The sequence below is a fragment of the Catellatospora sp. NPDC049133 genome, assembly GCF_040648455.1.
Taxonomy (GTDB): Bacteria; Actinomycetota; Actinomycetes; order Mycobacteriales; family Micromonosporaceae; genus Catellatospora; species Catellatospora aurea.
Genome location: NZ_JBEZDT010000012.1, coordinates 70,796 through 85,176, shown reverse-complemented (window position 1 = coordinate 85,176; position 14,381 = coordinate 70,796). Strand labels below are relative to the sequence as shown.

Sequence of the window (14,381 nt, the reverse complement as noted above, 5' to 3'; positions counted from 1 at the left end):
ATTTCCGCATCTGCTGTCCGTTCGTCCCAGGGGTGATGGGTCGTGCGAACGGTATCGACAGATTCCTGTCCACACAAGACGTACGGTCGTCCTTTATAGACCCGTAGTAGTCAGCACACTACTAACGGAAGTCCCGAGAGGCGGCCGGGGTCGCCACGGTCAGCTCCGCCAGCTGGTCCGCGACCAGGTTGCGCACCCCCGACGCGGACTCCAGCCGGCCCCGGACCAGCAGCGCGGTGCTGCCCCGGGCCACCTTGCGGTAACGCAGCCACAGGCCGGGCGAGCAGACCACGTTGAGCATCCCGGTCTCGTCCTCCAGGTTGAGGAAGGTCACCCCGCCCGCGGTCGCCGGCCGCTGCCGGTGCGTGACCAGGCCGCCGACCAGCACCCGGGACCCGTGCTCGACCCCGGTGAGCCGGGCGATCGGCAGCGCCCCCTGCGCGGCCAGCCGCTCGCGCACCAGCCGGATCGGGTGGTCGTCCGGGGACAGCCCGGTCGCCCACACGTCCGCCACCAGCTTGTCCACCGCGTCCATGCCGGGCAGGGTCGGCGCGTGCACGCCGACGACGGTGCCGGGCAGCCGGTCGGGGGTGTCGGTGGCGGCCGCGCCCGCCGCCCACAGCGCCGCCCGCCGGTCCAGGCCGAAACAGGCGAAGGCGTCCGCGGTGGCCAGCGCCTCCAGCTGGGCCGCGGGCAGGCCGGCCCGCCGGGCCAGATCCGTCATGTCGGCGTACGCCCCACCGCGCCCACGCTCCTCGACGATCCGTTTCGCCACGTCCTCGCCCAGCGTGCGCACGCTGTCCAGGCCCAGCCGGACGGCCGGGCCGCCCAGCCCCCACTGCGACGGCTGCTCCCCCGGCAAGCTGCCCGACCGGTCCCCCGGCGCCCACTCCAGATTCGCCTTGACCAGGCTCGCGTTGACGTCCGGGCGACGCACCTGCACCCCGTGCCGGCGGGCGTCGTCGACCAGCGACTGCGGCGAGTAGAAGCCCATCGGCTGCGCCCCGAGCAGGGCCGCGCAGAACGCCGCCGGGTGGTAGCGCTTCAGCCAGGCGCTGGCGTACACCAGGTAGGCGAAGCTGATCGCGTGGCTCTCCGGGAAGCCGTAGTTGGCGAACGCGGCGAGCTTGGCGAAGATGTCGTCGGCCAGCGCCGGGCCGATGCCGTTGCGGGCCATGCCCTCGTACAGGCGCTCGCGCAGCCGCTCCATCTTCTCCATGGACCGCTTGGAGCCCATCGCCCGGCGCAGCTGGTCGGCCTCCACCGGGGTGAAGTCGGCGACGTCGATGGCCAGCTGCATCATCTGCTCCTGGAACAGCGGCACGCCCAGGGTCCGGGCCAGCGAGTTGTGCATGCGCGGGTGCGGGATGTCCACCGGCTCCAGCCCGTTCTTGCGCCGGATGAACGGGTGCACCGAACCGCCCTGGATCGGGCCGGGCCGGATCAGCGCCACCTCCACCACCAGGTCGTAGAAGCGCTCCGGGCGCAGCCGGGGCAGCGTCGACATCTGCGCGCGGCTCTCCACCTGGAACACCCCGACGGTGTCGGCACGGCAGAGCATCTCGTACACGTCGGGGTCGTCCGGTTTCAGGTCGCCGAGGTCCAGCTCCTGACCGAGGAAGTCGAACGCGTAGTGCAGCGCCGACAGCATGCCCAGCCCGAGCAGGTCGAACTTGACCAGGTCCACGGCCGCGCAGTCGTCCTTGTCCCACTGCAGCACGGTGCGGCCCGGCATACGTGCCCACTCCACCGGGCACACCTCGATCACCGGGCGGTCGCAGATGACCATGCCACCGGAGTGGATGCCCAGGTGGCGGGGGGCGTGCAGCAGCTCGTTGGCGTACTCCAGCACGTGCTCCGGGATGCCGTCGACGTCCTTGGCCGACACCCCGTGCCAGCGGTCGATCTGCTTGCTCCAGGCGTCCTGCTGCCCGGCGGAGAAGCCGAACGCGCGGGCCACGTCGCGCACCGCCGAGCGCGGCCGGTACGAGATCACGTTGGCCACCTGCGCGGTGTGCTGCCGGTCGTAGCGCCGGTAGACGTACTGGATGACCTCCTCGCGCCGGTCGGACTCGATGTCGACGTCGATGTCGGGCGGCCCGTCGCGCTCCGGGGCCAGGAAGCGCTCGAACAGCAGCCCGCCCTCCCCGCCGACCGGGTCCACGTTGGTGATCCGCAGCGCGTAGCAGACCGCCGAGTTCGCCGCCGACCCCCGCCCCTGGCAGTAGATCTTCTCCTCCCGGCAGAACCGCACGATGTCCCACACCACCAGGAAGTAGCCGGGGAACTCCAGCTGCTCGATCATCTTCAGCTCGTGCTCGATGCGCTCGTACGCCTCCGGGTACGCCTGCGGCGGCCCGTACCGCTGCGCCGCGCCTTCATAGGTGCGCTCGCGCAGGAAGGCCACCTCGTCCACCCGGTTGCCGTGCTCGTCGGTGAACGGCGGCAGCTTCGGCGCGACCAGGCGCAGGTCGAACGCCAGCTCACGGCCCAGTTCCGCGGCGTACGCCACCGCGCGGTCCGCGCCCGGGTATGGCATCGCCGCGAACCGGGCCGCCATCTCCGCGCCCGAGCGCAGGTGCGCGGTCGCCGCCGCGGGCAGGTAGCCGTCCAGGGAGTCCAGGCTGGTGCGGGCGCGCACCGCCGCGGTCACCGTGGCCAGCCGCCGCCGCGCCGGGGCGTGGTAGTGCACGTTGTTCGTGGCGAGCACGGGCAGCCCCGCCCGCCGCGCCAGGTACGCCAGGACCTCGTTGCGGTCGGCGTCCGACGGGTCGGCGTGATCGGTCAGCTCCACCACCACGTTCTCCGCACCGAACAAGGCGGTCAGCCGGTCCAGCTCCCGCGCGGCCGCGTCGACCCCGTCGGTGAGCAGCGCGTGCGGCACCGCGCCCTTGCGGCACCCGGTCAGGATCACCGCCTGCCCGGCCAGGGTCTCGGCGATCTTCTCCAGGTCGTACTTCGGCCGCCCCTTCTCGCCGCCCGCGAGATGCGCCTCGGACAGGGTGCGGGCCAGGTTCGCGTACCCCTGCGGCCCCCGGGCCAGCGCCAGCAGGTGCGTGCCCGCCGGGTCGGGCGCTCCCCCGCCGCGCGGCAGCCCGGCCAGGCTCAGCTCCGCCCCGAACACGGTCGGCAGCCCGTGCTCCCGCGCCGCCTCCGCGAACCGCACCACCCCGTAGAACCCGTCGTGATCGGTGATCGCCAGCGCCTCCAGCCCCAGCCGCACCGCCTCGGCGACCAGCTCCTCCGGATCACTGGCCCCGTCCAGAAAACTGAAGTTGGTATGACAGTGCAGCTCCGCATACGGCACCGCCGCCTGCGGCCGCTCGACCGGCTCGGCCCGGTAGGGCTCCCTCTTCCGCGAGAACCCCGGCCCATCCCCCCCATCGGCGACCAGCGGATCGACCACCCGGCCGCCCCGCATCCGCCGCTCCAGCTCCCCCCACGGCAACTGGTTCTGACTGTCGAACCCCACTCGAACAACTGTACTAACCCCCAGCTCACCCCCACCGCCGGGGCCACCCGTTGATCATGAACTTATGGCACGGCTCGACGGCGTGTCGCGGCCACAATTTCATGATCACCTCTGGGTGACGGGTGCCCCGTCCCGTCCCGTCCCGATCGATCATGAGGTTGTGTCAACGACACACCGACGAACCTGCCCATAAGTTCATGATCAACCCGGGGGGGGGTGGGGTGGGGGCGGGGGGCCGGGGTCAGTCGAAGTGGAGGGTTATGGACCATTGGCCGGCGTTGAGGGTGAGCAGGAGGGCTCGGCCGGTGGAGAGGAGGACCTGGAGGCGGGCGGAGCGGTGGGTGCGGCGGCCGTCCCACCACTGCTCCTCGACCGGCCACGGGCCCGCCCAGCCGGTGACCTCGATCTTTCGGCCGTCCCAGACCAGGCGGGCGGGCTGGGCGCTGAGTTCGAGCCGGGCGCTGACCCGCAGCACCTCGCCGGCGGCGTCGAGCAGTTGCACCGGCAGCGGTTCGGGCAGCACCACGGCCGGTGACGGCGGGGGCAGGCGGCCGGGCCAGGGACCCGCCGGGCGCGCGGGCGTCCGCTCGTCGCCCCAGGGCACCAGGGTCGCCTGCGCGCCGGGGTCGCGCCCGCCGCCGAGCACCGCGGTCACCACCGCCTCCGGGCCGAGGATGCCCTGCACCCGGTGCATCGCCCGGTGGGCGCGGTCGCGTTCCTCGCCGACGTCGCCCCACAGGCCGGCCTGCAGCCCGGCCTGCTGGACGAGGCCGTCGGGGATGAGCCGCAGCGCGATGACCCCCGCGGTCATCCGGCGCTGGGTGATCCACCCCTCCAGCTGCCAGCGGGTGCGGTCGGCGATGGCCTGTGCGGTGAGCACGCCGTCGTGGCGCCATACCCGGTGCAGTTCGCGGCCGTCGGCGGTGACCGCGCTGATGGCCAGCCGGGTGGCGGCCATGCCGTACCCGGCGAGCCGCTCGTGCAGCCGTTCGGCCAGCGCCCGTGCGGCGAACGCGGCGCTGTCGACGCGGTCCACCGGTTCGTCGTAGCGCTCCTCGACCTCGAGCTCGGGCGGGGCCTGGCGGACCGCGAGCGGCCGGTCGTCGCGGCCCGCGGCCAGGCGCTGCGCGAGCGCGGCGTCGAGCCCGAACCGGGCCAGCACGTCACTGGGCGGCAGGTCGGCGAAGGCCCCGAGGGTGTGCACCCCGAGCCGCCGCAGCAGGCTGGTCAGCGCGGGCCGGTCCAGGGTGGTGACCGGCATCGCGGCCAGGAAGGCGGCGGTCTGCCCGGGGTCGATGATCCGCCCGGCCCGCGCCGCCAGCAGCGCGGCGAACGTCCCGTCGGCGACGCCGATCTGCGCCTCCACCCCGCACTGCTGGGCGACCTGCTCGACGATGCGCTCGGCGGCGGCCTCCTCGCCGCCGAAGTAGCGGGCCGGGCCGCGGGCCGCGAACGCACACACGCCCGCACGCAGCACCGCCACCGAGGCGGCGATCTCCTCGACGGCCGCGACCACGGGTTCGAAGGCCCGCACGTCGCGGACCGGGTCGTAGTCGATCACGATCACCTGCGGACACCGGCTCTGCGCCTCACGTTTGCGCAGCCCGCGGCGCACCCCGTCGGCGCGGGCGGCGGCCGAGGAGGCGACGACGCGGTTGGCGTGCAGCACCGCGACCGGCTGATGCGCGGGCACGCCGTCGAGCAGGTCGGCGGCGATGACCGGCCAGTCCGGACACCAGACGAGCATGGTGCGCTGGGCGGCCTCGCCCATCACCGCACCACCCGCGGCCGCGCCCGGTCGAGTCCCGCCCGGTGCGGCAGCGCCGTCATGTGTGGACCAACCGCAGGTGGGAGGCCCGGCTCTGCTCCTCGGTGTGGGGCTGCGGGCGCGGCGGCGACACGATCACGGGCTCAGCCGCGGGGACCGCCGGGCCGGACGGGGCGGGCAGCCACATGGTGACCTGGCGCGGACGGCCCGCGGCGCCTCGGCCGCGGGCCGAGACGGTCAGCTCGCGGGCGCGCAGCCGGCCGTGCCCCCGGCCCAGCCCGAGCCACATGCCCTGGACCGGGGAGAGCACCACGTCGGCGCCTTCCCAGCCGCCACCGAACGGCACCAGCACGCTGCCGCGCTGGCGGGCGCGGGCGGCGAGCTGCTGGCGTACGGACGCGGCGACCGGCCCGGTCGGGGCGGCCACCACCACGTCGAACCCGTCGAGCAGCGCACCGACGACGGTCGTCCACTGCGGGCCGGGGTGTGGCACGAGGGCGAGCCGGTCCAGGGCGATGCCCAGCTCAGCGGCGGCGGCCATGCCCAGGGTCGGCAGCCCGACCACGGCGCACCAGGAACCGGCGGACGACGCGGCGGACAGCAGCGCCAGCAGCAGCGAGGTCGTGCCGCCGCAGCCTGGCGCGTCGGCCGAGGCGACCGCGATCGTGCTGCCCCGGCGCAGCCCCCGGCCGGGCAGCAGCTCGCGCAGCTCGGGCAGCACCGGCAGCAAACGGTCCGTGCCCAGGCCGGCCTGCTCGTCGGTGAGGTCGCTGGCTCGCCGCACCGAAGCGTGCCGCAACTCCATTGACCGGGCCATGCTCAGCCCCGTCATGGCGGTCATCCCCCCGTCGTACGTGGTCATCCGTCGTCGTGATCCCGGTGGCCCGTCCCCGGCGGCCGCGGGCGGGCGGCGTCGGGAACGGGCTGTCCGGGTGCGCCCGGCGGGCGCGGTGGGCCCGTGCGAGCCCGGGAACTCAGGGCCCGCCCCCGCGGGCCCTGGAACTCACCGTGCGAGGGCGGGCTGGATCGCGAGATCCAGTGCTTCCTGCACCTCGTCGGTGAAGTGGACGGCCTGCAGCAGCAGGGTGTCCGCCTCCTCGGCGGTGACCCGGGCGATGCCGGCCTCGGCGGCGGACCTCTTGGCCGCGCCGGACGAGAACAGGGACGACCAGGCGCTCATCTCGGGGGCGACCATGGCCAGCAGCACCCATACGCTGGTGATCTGACGGCGGCGGGCGGGCGCGGGCAGCGCGCGGGCGGCGATCACGGCGGCCGCGGCGCGCAGGGCGGCCAGGTGGGCGATGGCGTAGCGCTGTGCGTGGCTCTCGGTCTCCCGGGCCTCGGCGAGCCCGCGGCGGGCGAGGACGATCAGCTCGATCGGAGTGCGGTGCGGCAGCAGATGGGCCGGCACCTTCGTCGTGGCGTTCATGTCGGCGGCTCCCTCCATCGTCGGCCTATACCCGGCCGAGCCCCAGGGCTGTCGTTCGGACCCGGGTCGTTCCGGGCCGGGCGACCGCCCGCTTTCCGAGCCACGGAGGAAGAACGTGGTGTAGCGCTTGCCGGCCGGGCGTGGAGCTTCCCCACGCCACGCCCGGACCGGCTCGCCGGTCGGGCGGCCACCCGCTGCCCGGGGGTCGTTGGGCAGCGGGTGGCACCCGCCTGGTCGGCCGCCGGAGCCGCGAATCTCCGGTGACCTGGGTCGGTGCCGCGAACACCGGCCCGGGGTTCGCGGTAGCGAGCCGTTCCCCCCGAGACATGATCGAACACTTGTCCGAACAACGAGTAGAACGTTAGTTCGAAAAAATCGCGTTGTAAACCCTGGCCCGCGTCGTGTCGCCACCCGGACCGCAGAAGTAAGGACCAGATGAAGTTGCGCCCATGACAACAGGTAGCCTCGAACGGTGCCGTTCCGCCCTCGCCCCGCCCTGGGCATCACCATGGTCACGCTGGCCAGCCTGCTGTTCGCCGTCAACGGCACGGTCTCCAAGCTGATCCTGCGCGCCGGGGTCAGCGCACCCGACCTCACCACGCTGCGGGCGCTGGGCGCATGCGCGGGGCTGATCGCGCTGGGCGCGGTCCTGCGCCCCGGACTGCGCCGGTTCGCCGTCACCGCCCGGCAGTTGCCGCTGCTCATCGCGTACGGCATCACCGGTTTCCTCGCCGTGCCGATGCTCTACTTCGTGGCGATCGCCCGCATGCCGGTCGGCGTCGCGCTGCTGTTCGAATACACCGCTCCGCTGTTCGTCGCGCTGTGGGCCCGCTTCGGTCAGCGCCGGCCGGTGCGCCCCCGGCTGTGGGCCGGCCTGGCCCTGTGCCTGCTCGGCCTGGCCTGCGTCGCCGAGATCTGGGGTGACCTGAGCCTCGACGGCGTCGGCGTGCTCGCCGGCCTCGGCGCGGCGGTGCTGCTCGCCGCGTACTTCGTCCTCGGCGCGAAGGGCGTGGCCAGCCGCGACACCGTCTCGCTGACCGGCTGGGCGTTCGGCGTGTCGGCCGTGGCGGGCCTGCTCCTCCGGGCGCTGTCCGGCGCCGCCCCCGACTGGAGCGCGCTGGGCGGGCACACCGCCGGCGGCACGCCGCTCTGGCTGCTCTGCGCCTACCTGCTGGTCCTCGGCACCATCGTGCCGTACCTGCTGATCGCCGGCTCGCTGCGGCACCTGCCCGCGACCAGCGTCGGCATCCTCGGCATGATCGAGCCGGTGCTCGCCGCCGCGGTGGCCTGGATCACGCTGGGCGAGCGGCTCAACCCGGCGCAGCTCGCCGGCGGCACGCTGCTGCTGATCGGCGTGGCGCTGGCCGAGACCGCCCGGGTGCCCGTGGCGGCGCTCATCGAGCCGGTGCCGCTGGGGCAGAATGAAGCCCATACGGTCGAACGCGACCGCGTGCACAGCGCCCGTTGACGTGCCCCGCCGAGACTTGGATCGAGTGATGTCGTCGCACCCGAACGTGATCGCAGTCCAGCACGCGCTCGACGCCGCCGACGCCCGTGACCACACCGGCGCCGGCTGCCGGGTGGTCATCCTGGACGACGGCGTGCACACCGCCGCCGCGGCCGCGGCCGCCCTGGGCGTCGAGGCCGCGCAGATCGCCAACTCGCTGATCTTCGAGGTCGACGGCGAGCCACTGCTGGTGCTGACCTCCGGCGGGCACCGGGTGGACACCGCGAAGGTCGCCGCCGACCTCGGCGTCGCCAAGCTGCGCCGGGCCACGCCGGAGTTCGTACGCGAGCACACCGGCCAGGCCATCGGCGGCGTCGCCCCGCTCGGCCACCCCAAGCCGGTGCGCACCCTCATCGACACCGCGCTCGCCGCGTACGGCGAGATCTGGGCGGCGGGCGGGGTGCCCCGGGCCGTCTTCCCGATCACCTACCCGGAGCTGCTGAGGGTCACCTCGGCGACACCGGCGGAGGTCGCATGAGGCTGGTCCCCTGGACCTCCGACGACCTCGGCCGGCGTATGGACGACGTGCTGGCCGTGTTCGGCGAGGCCATGTCGTACCACCCGCAGGCACTGGCCGTGCGGCGCGGCTACATCACCACGCACCTGCAGCGCCCGCACTTCCGCGCGATCGCGAGCCTGAGCGACCAGGGCCAGCTGCTCGGTTTCGCCTACGGCTACCACTCCGAACCCGGCCAGTGGTGGCACGACCAGGTCAGCGCGGTGCTCGACCCCGACGCGCGGCAGCGCTGGCTGACCGACTGCTTCGAGGTCGTCGAACTGCACGTGCGCCCCGCGGCGCAGGGCCACGGCCTGGGCGAGGCGCAGCTGCGGGCGCTGCTGGCGATGACGGGTGCGGCGACCACACTGCTGTCCACCCCCGAGGCCGACGAGCAGGCGTCGCGCGCCTGGCGGCTGTACCGCCGCACCGGCTTCCTCGACGTCTCCCGCCACCTGCTCTTCCCCGGCGACCCCCGCCCCTTCGCCGTCCTCGGCCGCCCCCTGCCCATGACCCACTGACGCCGCACGCCGCACGCGTCGCTTGATCATCCGACTTGCCGGGCACTTGTGCGTATCTTGACCGCGAATTCGCCCACCTGCCTGGCAAGTCGAACGACCTTGGTGCCCTGCGGCACCCGCTCAACCCGCGACGGGCCGACGCGTCCGGCGAGCATCGCGATCGGGCCCCGGACGCGGCCCGGTCGCGACCGGACGGCGGCAGGTCAGGTCAGGACTTTGCGGACGACGGTGAGGAGTTGGCCGAGGCCGAGCACGGCCAGGGAGAACCAGAGGACCAGGACCATCGTCACCACGCCGGCCGCGAGATCAGGGCCGACCTGCGCCGTCGACGCGGCCGCGAGCACCAGCGACAGCAGGGTCAGCCAGGCCCGGGTGGGCCGGTCGCCGATGGTCGCCGAGCCCGCCGCGCGCAGCCCGACCGCCCCGGCGCGGGCCCGGATGTACTCGTGCAGCCACACCATCGCCGCGCAGGCCAGCAGCAACGTGCGCTGCGCGCCGAGCGACGCCAGCGCGACCAGCCAGCACACCTCGCTCAGCCGATCGATCATGGTGCGGTAGAACGAGGCCAACCGGGAGGTCCGGCCCAGCAGCACCGCCAGCGTCTGCCCGACCGTGTCGGCGGCCAGTCCCAGCACCAGCACCAGCGCCGCCAGCGCGGGCCACGAGCCACCCCGGGCCGCGAGGACCGGCACCAGCACCGCGCAGGCCACGGCGACCGTCATCGCGTACGCGGGCCGCGCCCCGAATCGCGCCAGGATCCCGCCGACCGTGAACGCGGCACGCAGCCACTTGCGCAGCAGCGGACCCGCGTGGCGGGGGTCGTATCCGTCGTGCGAGTTCGACCAGCCGGAGACATACCCGTCCCAGCTCGTTTCCGTCGTCGGCGCTGCCATGCTCCACTCCCGGTCCGCCCGCTCGCGCGGGCCACCCGGGTGGGAGCTACACCGCGGCGCCCACCCGTAGCCGCTGCCACACCTCACGGGTGGCCGTCGACCGGTTCAACGTGATGAAGTGCAGGCCGGGTGCGCCCTCAGCCAGCAGCTTCGCGCTCAACTCGGTGGCCACCTCGACGCCGATCGCCCGTACCGCCTGCGGGTCGTCGGCGACGGCGCGCAGCCGCTCGGCCAGGTCCGGTGGGAACGCCGCGCCGGACAGCTGCGCCATGCGCTCGATCTGGCTGACGTTGGTCACCGGCATGATGCCCGGGATGATCGGCACGTCGCAGCCGGCCGCGGCGGTGGCGTCACGCAGGCGCGCCCAGTCCTGCCAGTCGAAGAAGAACTGCGTTATCGCGTAGTCGGCCCCGGCCCGGCACTTGCGGACGAAGTGGTGCACGTCCGAGGCGTAGTCGGCCGAGCGCGGGTGCTTCTCCGGGAACGCGGCCACGCCGACGCAGTAGTCGCCGCTCTCCTTCAGCAGCCTCACCAGCTCCTCGGCGTAGTGCAGCCCGCGCGGGTGGGCCACCCACTCCGCCTGCGGGTCGCTGCCCGGCGGGTCGCCACGCAGCGCCAGCATGTTGCGCACACCCGCGTCCGAGTAGTGCCCGATGACGTTGCGCAGCTCGCCGATCGAGTGGTTGACCGCGGTCAGGTGCCCCAGCGGCAGCAGCGTCGTCTCGGTCGCGATGCGCTCGGTGAGCTGCACCGTCGTGTCCCGGGTGCTGCCACCCGCGCCGTACGTGATGGAGACGAAGGACGGTTGCAGCGACTCCAGCTCCCGGATCGACTGCCACAGCAGCCGTTCGCCGTCGGCGGTCTTCGGCGGGAAAAACTCGAACGAGAACGTCGGCTCCCCCGACACCAGCAGCTCACGGACGGTCGGCCGGGGTCCCGGCATGGTGGAAGGAGCACGCAGCGTCACCCTGCCGACTCTATCGGCGCACCGGCCTGAAGAGCGGTTTCGTCCCAGTGCGTGGTGCGCCCGCCCCGCGCGACCATGCTCACGGGCCCCTCCCGCCCCAGCCGCACCGCCCTCGGCCGGCCCGCTCACGGCTGCTCGCCGGTGAGGAACCAGTCCGTGAACGAGGCCGAGCCGCGCCCCACCGCCGGATGGCGGCAGGCGGCGAGCAGCCCGCGCTCGGCATACCGCCGCGGCGGGCAGGGCCAGGGCAGCTCGCACACCCGGCAGCGGTGCACCGGCGGCCGGAAGCCAGCACCCGGCACGTGGTCGTGCAGCAATCGCGCGGCCAGCCGCCACATCAGCGGCTGCACCACCTGCTCCGGCGGCTCCAGCGGCGGGTTCTCCCAGTCGATCGGGGGCAGTTCCATCAGACCCTCCAGGGTGTACGGGCGAACGAAGGCACCGGGGCGGCGCAGGCCATGGGAGATGACGCGCCGCCCCGGCGGCTCACACCGGACTGGGAGTGCCGTCGACCAGCGCGAGCCCGTTCATCACAGCGAAGATTCCGCCCCGTGGGAGGGGCCAGCAGAAAAGTGTGTAGGGGCCAGGAGGCGTTAAGTCCTTACACGCCTGTCACCAGGGCGGACGCCCGCCCTTCGAGCCGGATGTGCGCTATTGCCGCAGCTCATTGGCTGTCAATCGGCCAGTCCGCGAAATGAGCGATCAGTCGCGCAGCGTGTAGACGCTCAGTGCATGGGTGAGTCCGGCCGCAGCACCGGCAACAGCCGGTGCCGTCACGTAGATGCAGCTTCAACAGGTGGCGGGCATACGCCGCCTGCGCATCGGCGTATATGCCAAGTGTTCGAGCATCGAGGGGAGTTCTCATGCCACATGCCCTCCCTTGTGGACGGTGGCATGAGTCAATCACAACTGTTCCGAACAATCAACGTCTGTTCGGAACAGTTGTCAGGCAGAAAACGAGTAGGTCAGCTCGTAGGCGTCAGAGTCGAGGACCATGCGGTTCACCTCGACACAGCGGTCTTCCGCATACGCCAGGCGCGTGATCTCCAGGATTCGCGCCCCGTCGGCGAGCAGGCCAAGGGCAGAAGCCTCCTCCGGCAGCGGGCTACGTCCCACGATCCGTTCAGTGAAGTGGGTGGGGGCCAATCCCTGCTCGGCCAGCCGTGCATAAGTGCCGCCCACACCCGCATCGGTGTGCTCGATACGCGTTCCGCGGGTCAGTTCCGTCGGCAGGTAGGAGGTGGACAGCTGCACCGCCCTACCCTCCACCACGAACCGCCGGGACCTGGTGAGCACGAGTGCTCCTGGCTCCACGCCCAGCGCCTCCGCTACGAAATCGGAAGCCGGCGCATCACCGACGACGATGTCGACGGCCCGCGCCCGCGGACCCGTGTCATGGTCTTGAATCGCCGAACCCCCGCCCCAGTGGTCCCGGGCCAGCCGTCCCGGCGAGCTGCGCACGATGCGCTCGAAACGGCGCACGAAGGTCCCCGCGCCAGGCCGTGCCATCACCAGACCGTCAGCTCGTAGCACATCCAGCGCACGTGTCGCGATGCTCACGGCGACGCCGTACTGCGAGGCGATCTCGCGCAGGGAAGGCAGGCGGGTGCCCTCTGCCAGCTCACCGCTGAGGATGAGTCGGCGCAACTGATCCGCCACCCGCCGGTACGCAGGCTGCTCGCCCGCCATCGCAGACCACCCTCCGTCGTTCGGAACAGTCGCACTCTACGACACCACGATGGATCGCGATCTCCCTCCGCACGGCCGTCGTATCCGCAGATCGTGGCCTTGAGGGCCCGGCAGCTTGCGGCGGCGCGGCTGGCCTCGCGGTGATCGCCGTCTCGGGTCGAAAAGTAAGGCCGGACCGCACTTTCTGACCCGAAACAGCGATCTTGGCCGGGCGGCGGGGCGTGGTGGCCGCAGTGTCGTACGCGGACGGTAGAAACGATCCGGCGCATGGGGGCCTGCGCCGGGGGTCGGCCGTTGTCCGGTAATGCCGTGGGACGAGCCTGGAGGCCGCCGTGTCCCGTCCACCGCTGGGCGGATTGATCGCCGAGACCCGACGACGACGTGGGTACAGCCAGACCAGGCTCGCCGCGCTGCTCTGCGCGGCGGCCGGGGTCACCACGGTGACCAGGCACGAGGTGAGCCGCTGGGAGCGCGGCGACCGGCTGCCCGGTGCACAGTGGCTGGCCTGGCTGGCGCTCGTGCTCGACCTGCCGCCCGCCCTGCTGACCACCGCCGCGCGGCCCACTGGCTCGCCCGCTCCCACCGACGGTGTCACCCGTCTGCATCAGCTCGCCGAGCAGTGGCTGCGCCACACCGTGAACGGTGACACCGCGCCGGACCACACCGCCGACGGATCAGCGCGCATCGCGTCCGGCCGGCTCCTCATCCGGCCAGGCGGGGATGAGGTCGCCGGGTTCGACCGGCAGATCGCCGAGCTGCGGCGGATGGACGATCTCGTCGGCGGGGCCGATCTGGCCCCGATCGCGCACCGGCGCTGGCAGCAGGCCGCCGACCGGCTGCACCGCGCCCGTGGCGCGGACCGGCGACGTCTGCTGCGCCCGGTCACGGAGCTGGCACAGCTCGCCGGGTGGACCGCTGCCGACGCCGGGGACCGCGCGGCGGCGCTGCGGGCCTACCGGGCAGGGCTGGTGCTGGCGACGGAGGCGGGGGGAACCGCGCTGGGCGGGCACGTGCTGGGCGCGGCCAGCCACCTGCTCTGCGACGCCGATCCCCGAGCGGCTTGGCGGCTGGCCCGGATCGCCGCGGCGGGCACCCGCCGGGCGGGCAGCCCCGGGCTGCGGGCGCTGCTCGCGCACCGGGCGGCGCTGGCCGCGGCGCGGGCCGGAGACGGGCGGGCCGCGGCCGACGGGCTGCTGGTGGCCCGGCGGCTCGGCGACCGGGTCCGCCCGGAGCAGGAGCCGTCCTGGCTGTACTGGCTGGACCAGGCGGAACTGGCCGCCATGACGGGCCGGTGCCTGGTCGCGCTGGACCGGCCGGTGCGGGCGCTGCCGCTGCTGGAGCAGCCGGGCCTGCGCCGGCCGCGCCGCGGGCAACCGCGTACCGGGGCGGTCTATGCGGGCTGGTACGCGCGTGCCCTGCTGGGTGTCGGCGAGGTGGAGCAGGCCTGCGCGGTCGGCGCGGACGCGGCGGTCGAGGCGGTGCGGGCCGGGTCGGTGCGGGCGGCCGAGCAGACCCGCGAGCTGTCGGTGCGGCTGGCGGCCCGGCCGCAGACCCGGCCGATCCGTGAGCTGAGTGAGCTGATCACACAGCTCACGTCATACCTACCGGGGTCATCCACACGGCCGGGAGTGAACTAAGT

General features: G+C 73.4%; 12 protein-coding genes. 4 read left to right on the top strand and 8 right to left on the bottom strand.

The window, feature by feature from the left end; translation table 11 throughout:
- Nucleotides 1–121: 121 nt before the first annotated feature.
- From AB0B35_RS15975 to AB0B35_RS15960, 4 genes are all read right to left on the bottom strand, one after another.
- Complete coding sequence (locus tag AB0B35_RS15975; protein ID WP_361045647.1) at nucleotides 122–3,472, bottom strand: error-prone DNA polymerase; 3,351 nt, start codon at nucleotides 3,470–3,472, stop codon at nucleotides 122–124.
- 241 nt (nucleotides 3,473–3,713) lie between these two features.
- A complete protein-coding gene (locus AB0B35_RS15970) occupies nucleotides 3,714–5,243 on the bottom strand; it encodes a DNA polymerase Y family protein (protein ID WP_361045645.1) in 1,530 nt (509 codons plus the stop codon).
- 55 nt (nucleotides 5,244–5,298) lie between these two features.
- On the bottom strand, nucleotides 5,299–6,081 hold the full coding sequence (locus tag AB0B35_RS15965) for a hypothetical protein (protein ID WP_361045643.1): 783 nt from the start codon (nucleotides 6,079–6,081) through the stop codon (nucleotides 5,299–5,301).
- Nucleotides 6,082–6,243: 162 nt separating this feature from the next.
- Entirely contained in the window at nucleotides 6,244–6,669 is a 426-nt protein-coding gene (locus tag AB0B35_RS15960) for an SAV_6107 family HEPN domain-containing protein (protein ID WP_361045640.1), read from the bottom strand.
- A gap of 472 nt (nucleotides 6,670–7,141) precedes the next feature.
- Here AB0B35_RS15960 and AB0B35_RS15955 point away from each other — a divergent pair, with 472 nt between their 5' ends.
- The 3 genes from AB0B35_RS15955 to AB0B35_RS15945 are packed head-to-tail and all read left to right on the top strand — an operon-like array spanning nucleotide 7,142 to nucleotide 9,193.
- Nucleotides 7,142–8,137: an EamA family transporter gene (locus AB0B35_RS15955; RefSeq protein ID WP_361045638.1), complete on the top strand. Its 996-nt coding sequence runs from the start codon at nucleotides 7,142–7,144 to the stop codon at nucleotides 8,135–8,137.
- Between the two features lie 28 nt (nucleotides 8,138–8,165).
- Nucleotides 8,166–8,654 carry a YbaK/EbsC family protein gene (locus AB0B35_RS15950; protein WP_203687957.1) on the top strand — a complete coding sequence of 163 codons (489 nt, stop codon included), beginning with the start codon at nucleotides 8,166–8,168 and terminating at the stop codon, nucleotides 8,652–8,654.
- Nucleotides 8,651–9,193: a GNAT family N-acetyltransferase gene (locus AB0B35_RS15945; protein WP_361045636.1), complete on the top strand. Its 543-nt coding sequence runs from the start codon at nucleotides 8,651–8,653 to the stop codon at nucleotides 9,191–9,193. The genes AB0B35_RS15950 and AB0B35_RS15945 overlap by 4 nt, the downstream gene beginning before the upstream one ends.
- 203 nt (nucleotides 9,194–9,396) lie before the next feature.
- On the opposite strand, the gene AB0B35_RS15940 is transcribed toward AB0B35_RS15945, so the two are convergent.
- From AB0B35_RS15940 to AB0B35_RS15925, 4 genes are all read right to left on the bottom strand, one after another.
- The gene (locus AB0B35_RS15940) at nucleotides 9,397–10,086 is read right to left on the bottom strand and encodes a CDP-alcohol phosphatidyltransferase family protein (protein ID WP_361045634.1); all 690 of its coding nucleotides are present in this window, start codon (nucleotides 10,084–10,086) and stop codon (nucleotides 9,397–9,399) included.
- Between the two features lie 46 nt (nucleotides 10,087–10,132).
- The gene (gene metF / locus AB0B35_RS15935) at nucleotides 10,133–11,053 is read right to left on the bottom strand and encodes a methylenetetrahydrofolate reductase [NAD(P)H] (RefSeq protein WP_361045632.1); all 921 of its coding nucleotides are present in this window, start codon (nucleotides 11,051–11,053) and stop codon (nucleotides 10,133–10,135) included.
- 125 nt (nucleotides 11,054–11,178) lie between these two features.
- Nucleotides 11,179–11,460 carry a hypothetical protein gene (locus AB0B35_RS15930; protein ID WP_360539799.1) on the bottom strand — a complete coding sequence of 94 codons (282 nt, stop codon included), beginning with the start codon at nucleotides 11,458–11,460 and terminating at the stop codon, nucleotides 11,179–11,181.
- A gap of 538 nt (nucleotides 11,461–11,998) precedes the next feature.
- Nucleotides 11,999–12,742 carry a GntR family transcriptional regulator gene (locus tag AB0B35_RS15925; protein ID WP_361045630.1) on the bottom strand — a complete coding sequence of 248 codons (744 nt, stop codon included), beginning with the start codon at nucleotides 12,740–12,742 and terminating at the stop codon, nucleotides 11,999–12,001.
- A gap of 332 nt (nucleotides 12,743–13,074) precedes the next feature.
- Here AB0B35_RS15925 and AB0B35_RS15920 point away from each other — a divergent pair, with 332 nt between their 5' ends.
- Nucleotides 13,075–14,379: a transcriptional regulator gene (locus AB0B35_RS15920; protein WP_361045627.1), complete on the top strand. Its 1,305-nt coding sequence runs from the start codon at nucleotides 13,075–13,077 to the stop codon at nucleotides 14,377–14,379.
- Nucleotides 14,380–14,381: the final 2 nt, after the last annotated feature.

What these genes read in the sequence shown, in the direction of transcription:
- AB0B35_RS15970 (WP_361045645.1), bottom strand. Translation starts at nt 5,243, where the DNA reads ATGGGCGAGGCCGCCCAGCGCACCATGCTCGTCTGGTGTCCGGACTGG.
- AB0B35_RS15965 (WP_361045643.1), bottom strand. Translation starts at nt 6,081, where the DNA reads ATGACCGCCATGACGGGGCTGAGCATGGCCCGGTCAATGGAGTTGCGG.
- AB0B35_RS15960 (WP_361045640.1), bottom strand. Translation starts at nt 6,669, where the DNA reads ATGAACGCCACGACGAAGGTGCCGGCCCATCTGCTGCCGCACCGCACT.
- AB0B35_RS15950 (WP_203687957.1), top strand. Translation starts at nt 8,166, where the DNA reads ATGTCGTCGCACCCGAACGTGATCGCAGTCCAGCACGCGCTCGACGCC.
- AB0B35_RS15945 (WP_361045636.1), top strand. Translation starts at nt 8,651, where the DNA reads ATGAGGCTGGTCCCCTGGACCTCCGACGACCTCGGCCGGCGTATGGAC.
- AB0B35_RS15940 (WP_361045634.1), bottom strand. Translation starts at nt 10,086, where the DNA reads ATGGCAGCGCCGACGACGGAAACGAGCTGGGACGGGTATGTCTCCGGC.
- AB0B35_RS15930 (WP_360539799.1), bottom strand. Translation starts at nt 11,460, where the DNA reads ATGGAACTGCCCCCGATCGACTGGGAGAACCCGCCGCTGGAGCCGCCG.
- AB0B35_RS15925 (WP_361045630.1), bottom strand. Translation starts at nt 12,742, where the DNA reads ATGGCGGGCGAGCAGCCTGCGTACCGGCGGGTGGCGGATCAGTTGCGC.